The 16,469-nt window shown below is 71.0% G+C and carries 15 protein-coding genes; 3 read left to right on the top strand and 12 right to left on the bottom strand.

What is annotated here, in order from left to right; all coding sequences use genetic code 11:
- Positions 1–2: 2 nt before the first annotated feature.
- The 7 genes from GXN78_RS01660 to GXN78_RS01690 form a co-directional block, all read right to left on the bottom strand.
- On the bottom strand, positions 3–659 hold the full coding sequence (locus tag GXN78_RS01660) for an HAD family phosphatase (RefSeq protein ID WP_106554028.1): 657 nt from the start codon (positions 657–659) through the stop codon (positions 3–5).
- Between the two features lie 24 nt (positions 660–683).
- Positions 684–2,576 carry a chorismate-binding protein gene (locus GXN78_RS01665; protein ID WP_106554027.1) on the bottom strand — a complete coding sequence of 631 codons (1,893 nt, stop codon included), beginning with the start codon at positions 2,574–2,576 and terminating at the stop codon, positions 684–686.
- Between the two features lie 105 nt (positions 2,577–2,681).
- Positions 2,682–3,512 carry a formylmethanofuran dehydrogenase subunit C gene (locus GXN78_RS01670; RefSeq protein ID WP_106554026.1) on the bottom strand — a complete coding sequence of 277 codons (831 nt, stop codon included), beginning with the start codon at positions 3,510–3,512 and terminating at the stop codon, positions 2,682–2,684.
- Positions 3,509–4,456: a formylmethanofuran--tetrahydromethanopterin N-formyltransferase gene (gene fhcD / locus GXN78_RS01675; protein WP_181360452.1), complete on the bottom strand. Its 948-nt coding sequence runs from the start codon at positions 4,454–4,456 to the stop codon at positions 3,509–3,511. Before fhcD ends, GXN78_RS01670 begins: the two co-directional genes overlap by 4 nt.
- On the bottom strand, positions 4,453–6,132 hold the full coding sequence (locus GXN78_RS01680; protein WP_106554025.1) for a formylmethanofuran dehydrogenase subunit A: 1,680 nt from the start codon (positions 6,130–6,132) through the stop codon (positions 4,453–4,455). Before GXN78_RS01680 ends, fhcD begins: the two co-directional genes overlap by 4 nt.
- Positions 6,129–7,364 (bottom strand): formylmethanofuran dehydrogenase, encoded by a 1,236-nt coding sequence (locus tag GXN78_RS01685; protein WP_106554024.1) that lies wholly within the window; start codon positions 7,362–7,364, stop codon positions 6,129–6,131. Before GXN78_RS01685 ends, GXN78_RS01680 begins: the two co-directional genes overlap by 4 nt.
- Positions 7,365–7,593: 229 nt before the next feature.
- A complete protein-coding gene (locus GXN78_RS01690; RefSeq protein ID WP_106554023.1) occupies positions 7,594–8,340 on the bottom strand; it encodes a HisA/HisF-related TIM barrel protein in 747 nt (248 codons plus the stop codon).
- A 21-nt stretch (positions 8,341–8,361) separates the two neighbouring features.
- On the opposite strand from GXN78_RS01690, the gene GXN78_RS01695 reads away from it, so the two are divergent.
- The 3 genes from GXN78_RS01695 to GXN78_RS01705 are packed head-to-tail and all read left to right on the top strand — an operon-like array spanning position 8,362 to position 11,019.
- The gene (locus GXN78_RS01695; RefSeq protein WP_239142569.1) at positions 8,362–9,354 is read left to right on the top strand and encodes an ATP-grasp domain-containing protein; all 993 of its coding nucleotides are present in this window, start codon (positions 8,362–8,364) and stop codon (positions 9,352–9,354) included.
- A complete protein-coding gene (locus GXN78_RS01700; protein WP_106554022.1) occupies positions 9,326–10,420 on the top strand; it encodes a hydantoinase/oxoprolinase family protein in 1,095 nt (364 codons plus the stop codon). Before GXN78_RS01695 ends, GXN78_RS01700 begins: the two co-directional genes overlap by 29 nt.
- Positions 10,420–11,019, top strand: coding sequence for an aspartate kinase (locus GXN78_RS01705; RefSeq protein WP_106554021.1), 600 nt, complete (start codon positions 10,420–10,422; stop codon positions 11,017–11,019). Before GXN78_RS01700 ends, GXN78_RS01705 begins: the two co-directional genes overlap by 1 nt.
- Positions 11,020–11,029: 10 nt before the next feature.
- Here GXN78_RS01705 and GXN78_RS01710 read toward each other — a convergent pair whose 3' ends face one another.
- The 5 genes from GXN78_RS01710 to GXN78_RS01730 are packed head-to-tail and all read right to left on the bottom strand — an operon-like array spanning position 11,030 to position 16,424.
- Entirely contained in the window at positions 11,030–11,728 is a 699-nt protein-coding gene (locus tag GXN78_RS01710) for a (5-formylfuran-3-yl)methyl phosphate synthase (protein WP_239142787.1), read from the bottom strand.
- Positions 11,728–12,312: a DUF447 domain-containing protein gene (locus GXN78_RS01715; protein ID WP_106554020.1), complete on the bottom strand. Its 585-nt coding sequence runs from the start codon at positions 12,310–12,312 to the stop codon at positions 11,728–11,730. Before GXN78_RS01715 ends, GXN78_RS01710 begins: the two co-directional genes overlap by 1 nt.
- Positions 12,309–13,742 (bottom strand): DUF6513 domain-containing protein, encoded by a 1,434-nt coding sequence (locus GXN78_RS01720; RefSeq protein WP_106554019.1) that lies wholly within the window; start codon positions 13,740–13,742, stop codon positions 12,309–12,311. Before GXN78_RS01720 ends, GXN78_RS01715 begins: the two co-directional genes overlap by 4 nt.
- Positions 13,721–14,386 (bottom strand): flavoprotein, encoded by a 666-nt coding sequence (locus tag GXN78_RS01725; protein ID WP_239142570.1) that lies wholly within the window; start codon positions 14,384–14,386, stop codon positions 13,721–13,723. The genes GXN78_RS01720 and GXN78_RS01725 overlap by 22 nt, the downstream gene beginning before the upstream one ends.
- 7 nt (positions 14,387–14,393) lie before the next feature.
- Positions 14,394–16,424: a sigma-54-dependent Fis family transcriptional regulator gene (locus GXN78_RS01730; RefSeq protein ID WP_106554018.1), complete on the bottom strand. Its 2,031-nt coding sequence runs from the start codon at positions 16,422–16,424 to the stop codon at positions 14,394–14,396.
- Positions 16,425–16,469: the final 45 nt, after the last annotated feature.

Raw genomic sequence — 16,469 nt, forward strand, 5'->3', positions numbered from 1 at the left:
GTTCAGGCCCGCTCGAGAATCGGCCAACCGGCCTGCAGGGCCTGAGCGCGCAAGCGATCGTCGGGGCACACGGCCACCGGATCGGAGACCGCGCCCAGGAGCGGCAGGTCGTTGATCGAGTCGGAATAGAACCACGACTGCTCGAGCGCCTCCAGGCGCAGGTCGCGGGCAGCCAGCCACCGGCTCACATGCACCAGCTTGTGGGCGCCGAAGCACGGGTCGCCGTCGATCGCGCCGTCGAGCGCATCGCCGACCACCAGCGAAGGCGTCGCGATCACGTCGGCGACGCCGAACAGGCGGCCGAAGGGCTCGGCGATGAGCCAGGTGGTGGCGGTGACGATGGCGCAGAGATGGCCCGCGTCCTGGTGCCCGCGCACCAGCGCACGCATTGCCGGCGGCACCTGCGGCGCCATCGCGGCCTCGAACTCGCTCGCCCATTGGCGCAGCACGGCGAGGCCGAGGCCAGCGAGGGGCGCGACGCTGACGCGGTGCAGCTCGCGGATGTCCAGCGTGCCGGCCACGTACTGCCGGCAATAGCCCAGGTAGACCGACTCCGCATCCGCAGGCAGCACGCCGCGCGCCATCAGGAAGCGGGTCCAGGCCATGCCGCTGTCGAACGGAATCAGGGTGTGGTCGAGGTCGAAGAGCGCCAGCTTCATCGCAAAGGCCGAAGTCGGCACGCCTCACGCGGCCGCGGGCTCGTACGCCTGCAGCTGCGCCAGCAGCGCGCCGCGCAGCGCGTTGCACACCACCAGCGCCTGCGCCGACTGCAGGTCCTGCAGGCGCAGCGTGCGTTCGCCGGCCTGCCACGCGGGATCTTCGAGCAGCGCCTCGCGCATCACGCCGGGCAGCGCGCCGTCGGCGACCGGCGGTGTCCACCAGCGCCCGTCGATGCGCGCGAACAGCGTGCTGCGCCCGCCTTCGGCGAGCCGCCCGTCGGCCGTGAAGAACAGGGTGTCGAAAGCGCCGGCGCGTTCGGCCTCGCGCACGCCGGCGTCGTAGTGCTGGCGCAAGGTGGTCTTGTGCGCGGCCAGGGGGTTCGCATCGGGCAATCGCTCGCCGGCAATCAGCAACTTCACCGCGCCGGCCGGCAAGGGGGCCAGCGGCGCGTGCGTGAGGCGAAGCCGCCCGTCATGCGCCAGCGCCAGGCGCAGGCGCGAGGGCTGGCCAGGCGCAAGGCCCGGCAACGCGTCGTGCAAGGCCTGGAGCGCCGCATCGCGCTCGAACGCGAAGCCCAGCGTTCGGGCGCTGCGCGCCAGCCGCGCCAGGTGCCGATCCAGGTGGCGGATGCCGCCAAGCCGCGTGGCATGCATGGTCTCGAACAGTTCGAAACCTGGATCGAGGCCGGTAAGAAAGCGCGCCTTGAGCAGGCATTCCTCGAACTCGTCCGCGGCGCGGCTGTCCTGCACGATGCCGGCGCCGATGCCCAGCCGCAGCGGGCGCAGGCCGCCGGCTTCGGCGCCGAGCGTGAGCGTGCGGATGGCCACCGAGAGGCAGAAGTCGCCGATGCGCGCACCGGGCGCCGACGCATCGATCCAGCCGATGGCGCCGCAATAGAGGCCGCGCGGCGTGCTCTCCAGCGCGGCGATCCATTCCATCGTCCGGTGCTTGGGCGCGCCGGTGATGGAACCGCAGGGAAAGACCGCGCGCAGCAGCTCGGGCATGCCGACCTCGGCGCGCAACGTCGCCTGCACGGTCGAGGTCATCTGGAACACCGTGGCGTAGGACTCGACGGCGAACAGCGCCGGCACCTTCACCGAGCCGATGCGCGCCACCCGGCCGATGTCGTTGCGCAGCAGGTCGACGATCATCACGTTCTCGGCGCGGTTCTTGATGTCCACAGAGAGCAGGCGCGCCGTCTCGCTGTCGCCCTCGGGCGCGCCGGCGCGCGCGGCCGTGCCCTTCATCGGACGCGCGGTGAGCACACCGGCGTCCTGGCGCAGGAAGAGCTCGGGCGAGCACGAGAGCACGTGCGTGACTTCGCCCTCACCCCCCTCCTCGCGCTGCGGCAAGGCGATCAGCGCGCCGTAGGCCACGGGCTGGCGCGCCCGCAGCCGCCGGTACAGGCTCACGGGCGAGCCGTAGCCACGGCCCTGCAGGCGGTAGGTGAAGTTGACCTGGTAGGTCTCGCCGGCGGCGATGGCCTGGTGAATGCGCGCGATGGCCTGGGTGAAGGCGGGGGCGTCGATGCTGGGGACGAGGTCGATCACGCCGGCAGCCTGGGGCGACTCGCCGCCACCCGCACCCACTTCCTCCAGCTCGAGCTTCGTGAGCCAGCTGCCGACCTCCTCGGCCGAGAGCTTTGCGCATTCGCGGAACATCAGCACCCGCAGCGCCGAGGCATCGTCCGATGCGAGCCGGGCCTGCCCGGCCTGCATCAGCTTGGCGCCCCATTCGTAGTCGGCCAGCAGCACCGCGTGCAGGCCCTGCCGCAGATCGGCATCGACCTGCGCCCAGACGGCGTCGAGATCCGCCGGGTCGATGCACCGGTGCTCGCGCGCGAAGCCGGTGTGCAGCCGGCTGGTCCGCCGCTGCGGCGTCGAGGCGCAGTCGTCGAGCAGCGCGAAGCCAGGCATCAGGTCCGGTCGTCCAGGTCGTGCGTGCTTCGATGGCGGTTGGCCACCGGCGTGGGAGAGATAGGGATGCGTCACAAGGACCCCGGATGTTAGAGGAGCTCTGGGTCAGGGCTTCACGAAGATCAGCTCGCCCTTGCCGTCGGCCGACAGATCGCCCAGATGGCGCTCGATGCGGCGCGCCGGCAACTCGCCGAAAGCGCCGCCATGGCGTGCCAGGTCGCGCGCCAGCAAGGCCCAGAACACCGGGGTCGCGGTGTGGTTCGCCACGAAGGTCGGCAGGGTCCCGAGCTCCGCCGGCACGCCCGCGCCGGGCCCCGCGAACACCACGCTGCCGCGGCGCATGCCATGGCCCACATGGGCGCCGACGCGGCCACCGACGGCGATCGTGCCCGCCACCATGCGCGAGGCGAGGAAGGCCCCCGCGTCGCCATGGACCACGGCGGTGCCGCGCCGCATGCGGTCGCCGAAGCGCTCGCCCGCGCTGCCGCGGACCACGAAGGTGCCGCCCCGCATGCCGTCCATGCTGCCCGGCAAGGTGCTGGCGGCGAAGTCGCCGACATCGCCCGCCACGTTGAGCGTGCCGCCGGCCATTTCGCAGGCAGCGAGCAAGCCTGCACGACCCTCGATGTGCAGCGTGCCGGCGCGCATGCAGCCGCCCGCATAGTGGCCGGCGTGGCCTTCGACGCGAATGCGCCCGCTGTCCATCTGCCAGCCGATGCGGTCGAAGCGTTCGAGATTGCCTTCGAAGTGCAGCACGCCCTCCTCGTGCGGCGCGATGTCGAAGAACTCGGCCAGTGCCAGTGTCGCGTTGCCATGGCCGACCGGCAGTTGCCCGACCTGGTCGATGGAAAGCCCCGCGAGCGCGGCCGGCGTGATACCGCGCAGATCGACCCGCAGCGCGGGCGCCTGCCGCAGGCTGAAGCGCCACCCGTTCATGAGGCTTCTCCCGCGCCGAACAGCTTGCGCAGGTGGAAGTGATACGGCCCCAGCTTGCCGCCATAGTTGCCGGCCGAAATGCGCAGCAGCCCGCCGGCCCGCCCCATCGCCACGGCCGCCTCCATGCCCACGCGCATGGCTTCGCCCACATCGGCCTCGGTCAGCCCGTCGATCACGATCTCCATCACGCAGCCGATCTCCTCGCCCGGCGTGCTGCCGCCGCGCACGAGTTCGCTGTGCGCCACCAGGCCCACGAGGCTGGGGCAGAAGGCATCGTTGGTCGAGGCATGGAGGTTCGCATAGCGGCTGCCCACCTTCGAACCCGAGCGCACCACGCCGCCGGGAAAAGGCATGACCACGTTGGGCAGCCGCTTCATGGCCGCCACCGCGGCCTCGGCCACCGCCAGTGCCGCGTCGGTGTCGCGCGCCAGCAGCAGCAGGTTGCCGCCGCCCACGGCCTTCACCACGGGCGTGTCTTCCTGCGCCACGAACTCGCCGTCCATCACCGGCACGCGCCAGTAGCGAACGCCGTCGATCATCTTGGCGATCTGCCAGCCGTCGCCGAAGAAGCGCAGGTTCTTGCCGAGCGCGGCCGCATCGCTGCCGGCCGGCCCCGGCGCCAGGCCGGCGAAGACGGCGGTGGTCGGACAGGTCAGCACGCACTGGCCGACGCGGCGCTCCAACTGCTTGGCGAGTTCCTTGCCCGACATCGAGAAGAGCAGCACGCTCACGCCCGGACGGCCGTCGGGCGTCTCCCCGGCCTGGATCTCGCGCTCGATGCCGGCTTCGCAGCCGCAGGCGATCACCGAGGTCGCGAAGCCGGTGGCCGACACCGCCGCGTGGCGCGCCCAGACGATGTCGTGCGCGGTGATGACGATGCGCGTGGCCTTCATCGGAAAGGCCTCCGCGAAGGTGTCGTCGATGAGGACGCCGTTGCGATTCAATGCGCCTCCTGGAAGCAGGCCGCCGGCAGCAGGCGCCCGCCGTGGCAGCACTGGCACAGCTCGTCGTGGCCGATCGCGAGATGGTCGAAGTTGACCGACCCTTGCTCGGCGAGGTGCCTGCGCAGCCGTTGCTCGATGCCGCGGTCGTACTCCGGCGCGACGAAGTGGGTGCCGCCCACGGGCACCGCCGTCACGCGGCCGGCGCGCGACACCAGCACGCCGTCCTTGAACACGTATGCGGGCGTCGCGAACATGGCCTCGCGGTTGTGCTCCTCGCGGTACACCGCGATGTCGGCGGCCGCGCCCGCGCCCAGGTGCCCGCGGTCGCGCAGGCCCAGCAGCCGCGCGGGACCGGCCCGCGTCATGATCGCGATTTCGTTGAGCGACAACTCGCGCTGGATGGAGCGCAGCGCCGCATTTTCCGCCACCTCGGGGTGCAGCTTTGCCAGTTGCTCCTCGCGAAAGCCACGGTCCATCAGCAGGCGGATCAGGTGCGGATAGCTGGTGAACGGCCCTCCGTTGGGATGGTCGGTGGTCAGCACGACGCGCCACGGATCGTCCACCAGCAGGAAGAGCTCCAGCCCGATGACCCACTGCAGCGCATTCACGTAGCTCTGCTCGCGGTAGCGGAACGGCACCACGCCGCAGCCGGCCTCGCATTCGATGTCGGCCCCGATCCATTTGCGCGGGTGGGCCAGGCCGGACTGCGCATGCTGGCGCATGGTGTCGCCGGAGGCGGTGACGGTCTGCCCGAACATGATCTGGCCGATGTCGATGCTGACGTTCTTGTGCGCGTTCACGGCCTCCGCGAGCTGCAAGGCGGCCGAGGAGAACTTCTTCGGCCCCTCGGCACCGTAGGCATGGAACTGGATGTGCGTCAGGTGGCCGGGCAAGCCTTCCAGCGCGGCGATGGTGTCCAGCGTGGACTGCACATTGCCGGCCACGCCGAGGTTGCTGCCGTGGATGTGCAGCGGATGCGGCACGCCCAGTTCGCGCAGCGCGCGCGCCAGCGTGTGCACCACCTGCTTGGGCGTGACCTGCCAGTGCGCATGGTGCTCGTCGACGTCGAGCTTGCGCTGGTTGAACTTGAAGGCGGAGATGCCGCCCGGGTTCACCACCTTCACGCCCATCGCCTTGGTGGCATTGATCGTCCAGCCCGCGTAGTCGCGGATGCGCTCGAAATCCCAGCGCTCGGCCAGCATGCGCAGGAACAGCTCGTCGTTGCCGAGCATCACGTAGGCGCCATGGTCGAGGATCGGCGTGTCGCCCATCTCCATGTGCGTATGGCGCGCATTGCAGGCCATCATGGCCGGCTCGAAGGCAGCCGTGTAGCCCATCTCGACATAGCGGTAGCCGGTGGCCAGCGTGCCGGGCGTGCAGGTGCCGCAGGAAGCCATCTCGAGCGCGCCGGCGGGCAACGCCGGCGGGTTCGCGTCGAGCCGATGGTCTTCCGGCATCAGCAGGCGCGCGAGGTTGACCTTGCCGCCGCCGATGTGGGTGTGCATGTCGATGCCGCCGGCCATCACCACGCAGCCGCTGACGTCGATCACCTCGGCCGCGGCGTCGTGCGGATCCGGCGCCACGATGCGGCCGTCGCGCACATGGAGATCGCGTACCTCGTCGCAGCCGTTCGCCGGATCGATGACGCGGCCGCCGCGCAGGCAGATGCCGGTCATGCCGCCACCCCCGGCCGCAGGGCCTGGACCGCCTGGGTCAGGCGCCGCGCGACCTCGCTCACGCCCGGCAGTCCGTCGTCGTAGAGGGGCCGCAGCGGCAGCAGCACCGAGCCGTCGGTGCGGAAAAGATGGCCGCCGGAGCCGATGCCGGGCGTCGACACCGGAATGAACACCCGCCCGTGCGCAGGCGCCTTCGCTTCCCGCATCCTCGGATGGCCGAGGACGATGCACGGCAGCTTGGTCGGCGGCGGCGCAGGCTCCTGGCCGAAACTCGACACCCACAGCAGCGCATCCACCGCGCCATCGGCCAACAAGCGCTCGGCATCGAAGCACAGGGGCTCGTGCTCCAGTCCCGCGGGCCCGGCCCGCGAGCGCAGGGGCAGTCCGGACAGCCAGGCGAACACCTGGTTCACCGTCGCGGCGCCGTCGTCGCCGCCGAGGGCCAGCGAGGCTGCGCGGGTGCTGCGGTTGAGCGTGGCGACGATGCGCTGGATGGCCTCGATGATCAACGCGCCGTGCGTGGGCAGCCGGCCGGGCTCGTACACCAGCACCGCATAGCGGGCCGAGTGCAAGCGCGCCGACAGGGCTGCCAGTTCGGCCGGCACGCGCTCGTCTTCCGCCGGGACACGGCCGGCCACCAGGGCCGCAAGCAGGGCCACGGTGTCGAACAGGTCGCCGCACGGGGGCAGCATGGCGATGCGCGCATCCTCCGGCTCTTGCACCGCGCAGCGGCGGAAGAATTCCGGATAGCGCTGCGTCGGCTCCCCCGTCATGCAGACGATCAGGTCGGCCCGGGTTCTCGCTTCGGCCAGCGTGGTCGAGAAGCCGCCGCGATCCTGCAGCGCACGCAGGCCATGCATCAGCGCCGCCCCGCGGGCCGGGTCGCAGATGGCCCCCGTTTCGCAGGCCAGCGCATAGAGGGCCCGGGCGCCCGCTACATCGGTGCCGAGTCCGCCGAACAGCGGCTGGCGGCTGGCCGCGAGCAGCGATGCGGCGGCGGAAATCGCGTCGTCGAGATCGCAGTCGCGTCCGTCGACGCGTGGGCGCTCGGCGCCGGCCGCGCCGGCGAAGGTGGCCAGCGCACTGCGCGCACGCGGGCACTCGCTGCCGGTCAGCGCCAACGGCGTGCCGGGAGGCCCGATCTCCACGCCGAAGGTGTCGCACAGCAAGGAGCAGAAAGGACAGGTCCATGGAGATTGGCCGTGCTGCCCGGCTGCGTCGACTGGGTTCATGGTCGGGCAACCACGCAAAGCACGTGCCACTTACCCGCCCGGCGGGCCGCGCCTGGACAGGGCCCGGATGACACACCTGTGTGAGACACAGTGTTGCGCTTTCGGCGGTGCAGGCGCGCCCGCGGCGGGCCGCCGGCGGGGGCGCAAGCCGGTTGCGGGATGGCACGGTTCGTGAGTACACACCGCCCATGGCGTGCCCCCGAACCCTCCTCGCACGAGCGCCGATGGATCAGCGGCGCATACGCGGCAGCTGCTTGTCGTGCAGCGCGCTGGCCACCAGCCAGGCATCGGCGCCCGCCGCGGCGGCGCGCGCCAGATCGTCCTGGCTGCGGATGCCGCCTGCGCCGATCACCATGGCGCGCGGCGCCAGGCGCCGCACTTCCTGCAAGGTCTCCAGGTCCGGTCCGGCGCCGGAGCCGACGCGCTCCAGCGTCATCACGATCAGCCGCTGCGGCCACAGGTCCACGGCGTCCCAGCAGCCGGCGGCGTCGAGGCGCTGGCCGTCACGCCGGTCCAGCGAGAGCGCGGCCCGGATCTCGTCCGCACCGGCGCCATCGCTCGTGGCCGCGGCGGGGGCGAAACAGCGCTCCAGCGCCGCGCGCGAGCGCAAGGATTCGCTGCCGAACACGAAGACGATGCGCGAGGCGAAGGGAGCCAACCGGCTGCGCAGCGCCTCGCCGGCCGATGCATCCGCCAGGCCGGCGTCCAGCCAGAGCTCGATCTCCGGCAGCGCCTGCAGCAGATCGACCAGCACCGCGATCTGCGTGGCCCCGCCCTGCAGCGCATCCAGGTCGGCCACGTACAGCTGCCGCGCCGCACAGTGATCGCACAGGATGCGCGCCACCGTCACCGGATCGCTGCTGCCGCACAGCGCCGACACGATCGGCCGGTATGCCTGCCGATCGCCACGCACGGCACGCACCACCTGGCCTTTGAGCAGGTCGATGACGGGAATCAGGTTCAGTTCGGAGGTCATGGCCAAGCGCCCGGAGAGAGGATGAAGATGATGAAACGCGTGTTTGTTTACGAGTATCTCAGCGGCGGCGGCTGGAGCGACTACGGCGACGATACGGCGGCCGACGAGCTGCTGCCGCTGGGCCTGTCGATGCGCGATGCCATCGTCGCGGACCTGCTGCGCGTGCGCGATTGTTCCGTCTCGGCGGCCACCTGCGTCCCCGTGAACACCCTGCCCGCGGGCGTCGTGCCGCTGCGGCCGCTGGCCGGCGAATCGGCCTTCGCCTTCGTGGCGCGGCAGAGTGCGCTGCATGACCTGGTCTGGCTGGTCGCGCCCGAGACGGACGGTTTGCTCTCGCGCTTCCAGCGCACCGTCGGCGATGCGCGCTGGCTCGGCTGCAGCGCCGAGGCCATCGAGCTCACCGCCGGCAAGCACGCCACGCTCGCGCACCTGGCCGCGCACGGCGTGCCCACGCCGCTGGCCTTCGAGCATGCGCCCGAGGTCCAGCGCTGGGTGGTCAAGCCCGACGACGGCGCGGGCGGCGTGGCCACCCACGTCCACACCAGCCGCGCGGCGGCTGTCGAGGAACAGACCCGGCGGGCACAGGCCGGTGCGGCCGTCACGCTCGAGCCCTGGATCGAGGGCGAAGCCCTGAGCCTGTCGCTGCTGTGCGTGGCGCAGAATGCCGAGATGCTGAGCGTCAACCGCCAGCGCATCGCGCTCGATGCGCAAGGCAGGCTCTCCTTCGAAGGCGTGACGGTCGACGCGCTGGGCCGCGACGATCCGCGCTGGCACGCCCTGGCGGCCCTGGCCGCGCAAGTGGTGCGCGCCATCCCGGGCCTGCACGGTTTCGCCGGCATCGACCTGGTCTGGCATCCCCAGCGCGGGCCGGTGGCGATCGAGGTCAATCCGCGCGTCACCTGCGCCTATGTCGGGCTCTCGGCGGCGCTGGGCCGCAACCTGGCGGCCGAACTGGTCGCAAGCCGCCTGCACGGCGACGCCGAAGATGGAGAGCTTGCACGTGCCCACGCCTGAACGCACCACCATCGGGTGGGACATCGGCGGCGCGCACGTCAAGGCCTGCCTGCTGCAGCGCGGCGAGGTGGTCGACGTGGCGCAATGGGGTTGCCCGCTCTGGCAGGGCCTGGATCATCTGGTGCGCGCCTTGCATGCCGCCTGCCAGCGCTGGCCCGGCCTCGAGGCCGCGCAGCATGCCGTGACCATGACGGGCGAGATGGTCGACCTGTTCCCCGAGCGCGAGGACGGCGTTCGAAGCATCGCTGCCACGCTGGCCGCTTCGCTGCCCGTGCCGCCGAAGGCGCTGCACTTCTTTGCCGGCGACGCCGGCTGGTGCAGCGCCGCGGAGGTTGCCGGGCATTGGGAGCGCGTGGCCTCGGCCAACTGGCTGGCGACCGCGCGCCATGCCGCCCTTACCTTGCCGCAGGGCGTGCTGCTCGACATCGGCAGCACGACCACCGACCTGATCGCGTTCGGCCAGGGGCGCGTGCTGACCACGAGCCGCAGCGATGCGGAACGCCTGGTCAGCGGCGAGCTGGCCTACCATGGCGTGGTGCGCACGCCCTTGTGCGCGCTGACCCAGCGCATCCGCTGGCGTGGCCAAGAGAGCCAGGTGATGAACGAATTCTTCGCCACGACCGCGGACATCTACCGGCTCAATGGCGAGCTGGATCCGGCGCACGACCTGCACCCCAGCGCCGACAACGCCGCCAAGAGCCTGCCGGCGACGCGCCAGCGCCTCGCGCGCATGGTGGGACTGGACGCACGCGATGCCTCCGCCGACGAATGGCTGGCCCTGGCCCGGGCCTGGCGCGGCGCCCAGCTCGAGGCCCTGGCCGCGCAGTTGCGCCGCGTTCTGGCCGCGCATGCGCTGTCCCATGAAGCCGTGATCGTCAGCGCCGGCTGCGGCGCCTTCCTCGCGCCCGAGCTGGCAGCCGCCGCCGGATCGGCCCTGCGGCTCGCCGCCTATGGCAGCGACGTGGCCAAGGTGGCCCGCGATGCGGCGGCGGGCACCGCCGGCTGGGCGCAGGTGTGCGCTCCGAGCGTCGCGGTGGCGGCGCTGTTCGAACGGGAGCACGACTGATGTGGGTCGTCAAGATCGGCGGCAGCCTCTGCGCCGACCCGGTGCTGCTGCACTGGCTGGATCTGCTCACCCAGATCGGCGGCGGCCGCGTGACGATCGTTTGCGGGGGCGGCAGCTTCGCCGACGAGGTGCGGCGCGTCCAGGCGCAATGGCAGTTCGATGACCTGGCCGCGCACAACATGGCGGTGCTGGCGATGGCGCAGACCGCCTACCAGTTGCACGCGCTGAATCCCGCACTGCGGCTGGCCGCGCGCAGGAGCGACATCCCCGATCTGCTGCACCAGGGAAAGACTGCGCTGTGGCTGCCCCTCGAGCTGCGGCGCGACAAGCCGGATGGGCGCACCAGCTGGGAAGCCACGTCCGACACCATCGCGCTGGACCTGGCGAAGCATCTCAACGCCGAGCAACTGGTGATGATCAAGTCCTGCGCCATCGACCCGCAGCTGACGCTGGCCGAGCTGGGCGATGCCGGCGTGGTCGACCCGCAGTTCGCCGAGCTGTCCGACGACGCCGCCTTCCCGATCACCTTGCTCCACAAGAGCCAGGTGGACACCATGCGGGCGCTGCTGCTGGGCGAAGCCAACTACGCTGCGCGCTGAGGGCGCCGGTTCAGGCAGCCAGGGGCTCGACGGCCTGCCCGCGCAGCAGCGCGGCCAGCGCCGCCAGGCGCTGCGGGCACAGCGCCGTCGCGCGGTCGCCGACGCAGACCGCACTGCGAAAGCCCGCAAAATCGGGCGCCAGCGCCTGCAGCAAGGGAACATCCGCCGTGCGCAGCGCACCCGCCAGCCCGACCAGTTGCCCCGCGGCGCGCACGTGCGCCAGGAAGTGCCGCAGCTGCGCCATCGGCACCGCATCGAACAGGCTGCCGGCCTGCTTGTCGGCGGTGTCGGCCATGAGCGCGGGAAAGGGCAACCCGCAGGCATGCGCGACCAGCGCCGCATCGAGACCGCGGTCGGCCACGAAGACCGGCACCACCGGCCGGTCGCAGGCCGCCAGCGCGTCGAGCACGGCGAAGGCCTGCGGCCCCCGCTCGATGCCGACCTTCACATAGTCCACCCCGCAGGCGCCGACGGCCTCGACCTGCGCACGGATGCGCTGCAGCGCGTGCATCGGCAGGTCGCCGATGGTCGCGCTCACGGGGCGTGCGATGTGATGCGCGCGCAAGGCACGCACGATGGCGGCAATCGTCGCCACCGGCAAACCGCCCAGTGCGCCTTCGCCGGGCTCCTTGAGGTCGATGAAGTCGGCTCCGCCGCCTGCCGCGAGCAGGGCCTCCGGCACGCTGCGGACACTGACCAGCATGCGCATCACGATGTGCCTTCCTGCGCTCGGGCATGGTGCTGCGCCACCGCGGCGCGCAGCCACTCCCACGCTTCGCGTTCCTCGGGTCCCGCGGTCTTGTCGATCGCGATCTGCAGGTAGCTCATCTCGGTGTTCACTTTCTCGGGTGGCAGCATGTGCAGGCGGCTGACCAGGACGGCACCCTCGATCACCGCGGCCTGGGCGCGGTTGAAGCCGGTGAAGGGTGCATGCGTGGCCTCGTGCACGGCCGCCAGGCGCAACACCGGCCGCTGCACGTCGTCTCGGCGCTCGACCAGCTCCAGCTCGACGTGGCGCAACGCGCACGCGAGGCGCACGCCCTCGATGCGTTCGGCCGCCAGCGTGGGCCAGAGCTTGCGGCCTGTCACGCAGCCGGCGAACACGCGGGTGTCGCACACGATGTTGAGCACCGCCCGACCCGTGGCCACGATGTTGTCGTGCGTGACGGAGGGCTTGAACGGCATCAGCACGATGCCGCCGCCTTGCTGGTAGCGCACGCCCATCGGCGCCACATGCGATGGCCCGCCCGGCGCCACGGTGGTCACCACGGCTTCGAAGATCTGGTCGTTCATGGGGTCGCCTTGTTTCTCGACGCCTTCATGGTGGTGCCCGGCGCGCACCAGCGCGCCAGGTCCTCGGTGACCCGCGGTGCGGCGCAGCCCCATTCCAGCGGCTGGTCCTGCACGTAGCGCTTGCCCAGCTGCCAGGCGATCTCCGCGCGCGCCAGCTCCACGCCCATGTAGAAGGCATGGTCCGCATCGTCTTCCAGCTTGAGCTGCGGCCAGAGCTCGAAGGCGCCCTGCCCCAGGCGCATGCCGTCGCGGTTGTACACGTGCAGGCCCAGGGGCGAGATCTGCACGCGGAAGTTCGGGTCGCGCACCTGCGCGGCGATCTCGCCGATTTCTTCGGGCGTGTCCGGAAAGGGGTGCTTCGCATGCACCGTCATCAGCGCGTCGCTCATGCCCTTGGGCAAGGTGCCGTGATGAGCCGCTGCATGCATGATGCGGCGCGCCCAGTCGGCCTCGCGCACGGCGCGGCGGGCATGCTGGCTGACCTGGGTCGTGAGGACGGCCGCGACATCCAGTTCGGCCGCGATGCCGAACAGCACCGCGTTGATGCCGCTCGTGTCGGCCTCGGTGAGCTCGGTGAGGTTGCCGATGCCGAGCATGATCGGCGCATCCGGAAACCGCGCGCGCAGCCGGTGGTAGCGCACGATGGAGGCGGTCAGCCCGAAGGGGATCGGGTCGAGGATCGAATCCGCCAGGAAGGCACGCCCGCGGCGCTGCAGCTGGGCCACGGCCTGGTACAGCGACTCCTCGTCGGCCGGAACGCGCGGGATCAGTACCGGTGTCGCAGCCACCTCGTCGGCGATCCACAGGCTGTCCAGCGTGAGGCTCAGCAGATAGTCGGCACCGGCCTTGCCGCCGCGCAGCAGTTCCTGCGCATCGCTCGAATCCACGCTGACCTCGAAGCCGGCGGCCTTCAGCGCCTGCACGCTCTCGGCCAGGTGATCGAAGCGCGTCTCGGGCAGGCAGCCGAGGTCGATGACATCGGCGCCGTCGGCGGCGAGCTGGTGCGCGCGCTCGACGATCTGGGCCACCGACAGCCGCGGCGCATCGACGATCTCGGCAAAGATCGCGACCCGGTACTCGCTCAGGTCGACAGGCCGCGCGCTGCGGTTGAAGTGGCGCGGCAGGTCCTTCAGTTCCTGCGGACCGCGCTCCACCGGAACGCCGTAGTGCAGGCTCAAGGCGTCGACATCGCCGCGGCAGCGCCCCGGCACGATGATGCGGTCGGCCCGCCGCGGCTCGCCTTCGGGTTCGGCGTCGCTGAACACGGGCGCCGCCACGCGCCGGCGGATCAGGTCGGTCGTCATGAGCGCGGCCACCTGCAGCCCGATCTCCCGCACTTCCCATGTGAACGGAGCCGCCTCGATGCCGGCCAGCACCCGCGTGAGGCTGGCTTGGGCGAGGCGCCCGGTCAGGAAGACGATGTGTTCCATGCGAGAGAGAGTTCCTTCAGGCGTGCATCGAGCAAGGCTTCGAGTTCGGCCGGCGAGCAGACCACCCGGCAGAAGTCGATGCCGCGCAGCCGCTCGACGTTGTCCAGCTCGATCCGCCGCGGACGCAGCGTCACCCAGTCGTGGGGCGACTTGGTGACCACCACCGGCTCGGTATCGCATGCAAACACGATGCCAGGAATGCCGAGCTTGCCGGCCTGGGCGAACATGTTGGTCGGCAGCGTGTCGCTGATGCCGAACGCGCACTTGGCCACCGTGTTGCTGGTCGCCGGTGCCACCACGACGGTGTGATAGATGTCGTCGTAGAGCATGCCCACCGGCACGCCGCTGGCCGTCTTGTCGCGAAACACGCGAAAGCGCGGTCTCAACGCGTCGATGTGCAGCTTGTAGATCGGCAACACCTCCTCGGCCGCCGCCGAGAGGAACAGGTCCACCGCCGGCAGCCGCGCGGCGATCGCCAGCGACTCCTCCAGGAAATGGCCCGACCCCGTGATGCACCAAGCGAGGCGCGAGCGCGGCGGCGCTTCGGGCAGCTGCGGCTCGCCGTCTTCGAGAGACGGGCCCGCACCGCGCGGGTCGATGGCGCCGGCATCGGAATGCCCCGCGCCGGCCAGCCCCGACGGCACCGCGGACTCAGTCCGCCGGGGAGATTTCGATGTGGAGCTTGTGGAGTTTTCGGTACAAGGTGTTGCGGCTGACATCGAGCGCCTTGGCGACATTGCTCACGTTCCAACGATGTTGCTCCAGCATCTGCAACAGGACCTGCCGCTCGTTGGCCTGAATCGGGTTGAGTTTGATCGCGGGCGCCGCATCGGCGTCGCTCGCCCCTGCAGCCACTGCCTCGGCGGCGGCGGGCAGCGCAGCAGGCGCATGCGCCGCCGAGGGCGCCGGCCGCGGCGCGAGCGAGGGCAGGTGCTCCCGCGTGATGGTCTTGCCGTCGGCCAGCGCCGCGGCGCTGCGCAGCACGTGGCGCAGCTGCCGCAGGTTGCCGGGCCAGGGATGCGCCATCAGCAGGCGCTCGGCCTCGTCGCCCAGCCTGCATGCGCTGCCGCCTTCGTCCGCCAGGATGGCCTGGATCAGCTCGCGCTTGTCGCTGCGGTCGCGCAAGGGCGGCAGGTCCAGCTCGATGCCGGCCAGGCGGTAGTAGAGGTCCTCGCGGAAGCGTCCGTCGCGCACCAGGCTCGGCAAATGGCGGTGGCTCGCGCTCACGAGCTGGAAGTCCACCGGATGAGTCTCTTCGGTGCCCAGGGGCGTGACCTGCCGCTCGTCGAGCACGCGCAGCAATCGCGCCTGGAGGTCCAGCGGCATGTCGGCGATTTCGTCGAGGAACAGCGTGCCGCCGTCGGCCTGCAGGATCTTGCCGCGCCGCCCGCTGCGCTGCGCGCCGGTGAAGGCGCCGGCCTTGTAGCCGAAGAGCTCGGATTCGATCAGGGTCTCGGGCAGGCTCGCGCAGTTGACGGCGACGAAGGCGCCGTCGGCATGCGGGCTGGTTTCGTGGATCGCGCGCGCGAAGACCTCCTTGCCGGAACCGGTCTCGCCGCACAGCAGCACGGGGGTGCTGCGCGCCACCACGCGCCGCGCGGTGTCCAGGTGGGCGACGAGACGCGCGTCCTTGAAGGTGCGGATGCTCGGCGCGTTGCGCGGGCGCGAGCCTTCGGCCCCCGCCTCGCCCAGTGCGCCCGCACCCACGGCCGTGCCCGTGCTCACCAGGCGCGCCCGCGAGGGCGCGGCAGCGTCGGACGCCGGTCGGCGCGCCACCGCGAAGAAGCGCAGCGCCGCCTTGGCGCGGTAAGCCACGACCGGATGGAAGGACGAGGACAGGCTGCGCTGCAGGATGTCCTCGAGCGAGGTCTGGAACAGGTCGTCGATGCGCTGGCTGCGGATCTCGTCCATCGATTGCATGCCGAGCTGGAACAAGGCGCTGCGGTTGGCCGCCAGAATGCGGCCGTCATCGCCCACTGCGAGCTTGCCCTCGTGCAGCGTGTAGACGAACTCGGGCCGGCTGTGGAAATGCATCGGATGCGCGTTCGAGAAGCGCTTATCGATGAGCCGGTTCTCGATCATGCGCGACGTCATGCCCAGCAGGACCAGCACATGCTGCTGCATCAGGCTGGAGCGGCTGGTCACGTCGAGCACCGCGATGATCTCGCCGGTCGGATCGAACACCGGCACCGCCGAGCAGGTGAGCTGCGTGAACTGGCTGAAGAAATGCTCCTCGCGCCGCACGGAGATCGGATGCGCGGCCGCGAGGCAGGTGCCCATGCCGTTCGTGCCGGCCTCGGCTTCGCCCCAGACGCCGCCGGCATGCAGGCCCATCGGCTCGACCTCCGCCGCGAACTCGGGCGAGGACACCATGTGCACGATGACGCCATCGGTGTCGGTCAGCACCACCGCGGACTCGGCGTCCGCGAGTTGCTGGTAGAGCGTCGTCATCTCGTAGCGCGCGCATTCGATGACGTCGGCCTGCCGGTCGCGCCGGGTCTGCAACGCTGCTGCCGTGATCACGGCCGGCTCTCGCGCGCGCCCCGGGTCGAGCTGGTACTGGTTCACGCAACGGCTCCACGAGCGCGTGACCAGGTCGTTGCCCTCTTCGTGAAAGCCTCGCCTGACGACGTCGAACACGCGATCGGCGTGCCGATCCCCTTGCCGCGGCATCAATGTCATTGGAGTTCTCCGGCGCGTTCCATCGTGTCTCCTTCAGCTCATTGT

Source organism: Variovorax sp. WS11, from assembly GCF_010499245.1.
Lineage (GTDB): Bacteria > Pseudomonadota > Gammaproteobacteria > Burkholderiales > Burkholderiaceae_C > Variovorax.

Bases quoted from the DNA above. Each gene is read 5' to 3' on its own strand.
- GXN78_RS01665 (WP_106554027.1), bottom strand. From the start codon at position 2,576: ATGCCTGGCTTCGCGCTGCTCGACGACTGCGCCTCGACGCCGCAGCGG.
- GXN78_RS01720 (WP_106554019.1), bottom strand. From the start codon at position 13,742: ATGGAACACATCGTCTTCCTGACCGGGCGCCTCGCCCAAGCCAGCCTC.
- GXN78_RS01710 (WP_239142787.1), bottom strand. From the start codon at position 11,728: ATGCGCATGCTGGTCAGTGTCCGCAGCGTGCCGGAGGCCCTGCTCGCG.
- GXN78_RS01660 (WP_106554028.1), bottom strand. From the start codon at position 659: ATGAAGCTGGCGCTCTTCGACCTCGACCACACCCTGATTCCGTTCGAC.
- GXN78_RS01715 (WP_106554020.1), bottom strand. From the start codon at position 12,312: ATGAACGACCAGATCTTCGAAGCCGTGGTGACCACCGTGGCGCCGGGC.
- GXN78_RS01730 (WP_106554018.1), bottom strand. From the start codon at position 16,424: ATGACATTGATGCCGCGGCAAGGGGATCGGCACGCCGATCGCGTGTTC.
- GXN78_RS01680 (WP_106554025.1), bottom strand. From the start codon at position 6,132: ATGACCGGCATCTGCCTGCGCGGCGGCCGCGTCATCGATCCGGCGAAC.
- GXN78_RS01700 (WP_106554022.1), top strand. From the start codon at position 9,326: ATGGAGAGCTTGCACGTGCCCACGCCTGAACGCACCACCATCGGGTGG.
- GXN78_RS01690 (WP_106554023.1), bottom strand. From the start codon at position 8,340: ATGACCTCCGAACTGAACCTGATTCCCGTCATCGACCTGCTCAAAGGC.
- GXN78_RS01670 (WP_106554026.1), bottom strand. From the start codon at position 3,512: ATGAACGGGTGGCGCTTCAGCCTGCGGCAGGCGCCCGCGCTGCGGGTC.
- GXN78_RS01705 (WP_106554021.1), top strand. From the start codon at position 10,420: ATGTGGGTCGTCAAGATCGGCGGCAGCCTCTGCGCCGACCCGGTGCTG.
- GXN78_RS01685 (WP_106554024.1), bottom strand. From the start codon at position 7,364: ATGAACCCAGTCGACGCAGCCGGGCAGCACGGCCAATCTCCATGGACC.
- GXN78_RS01695 (WP_239142569.1), top strand. From the start codon at position 8,362: ATGAAGATGATGAAACGCGTGTTTGTTTACGAGTATCTCAGCGGCGGC.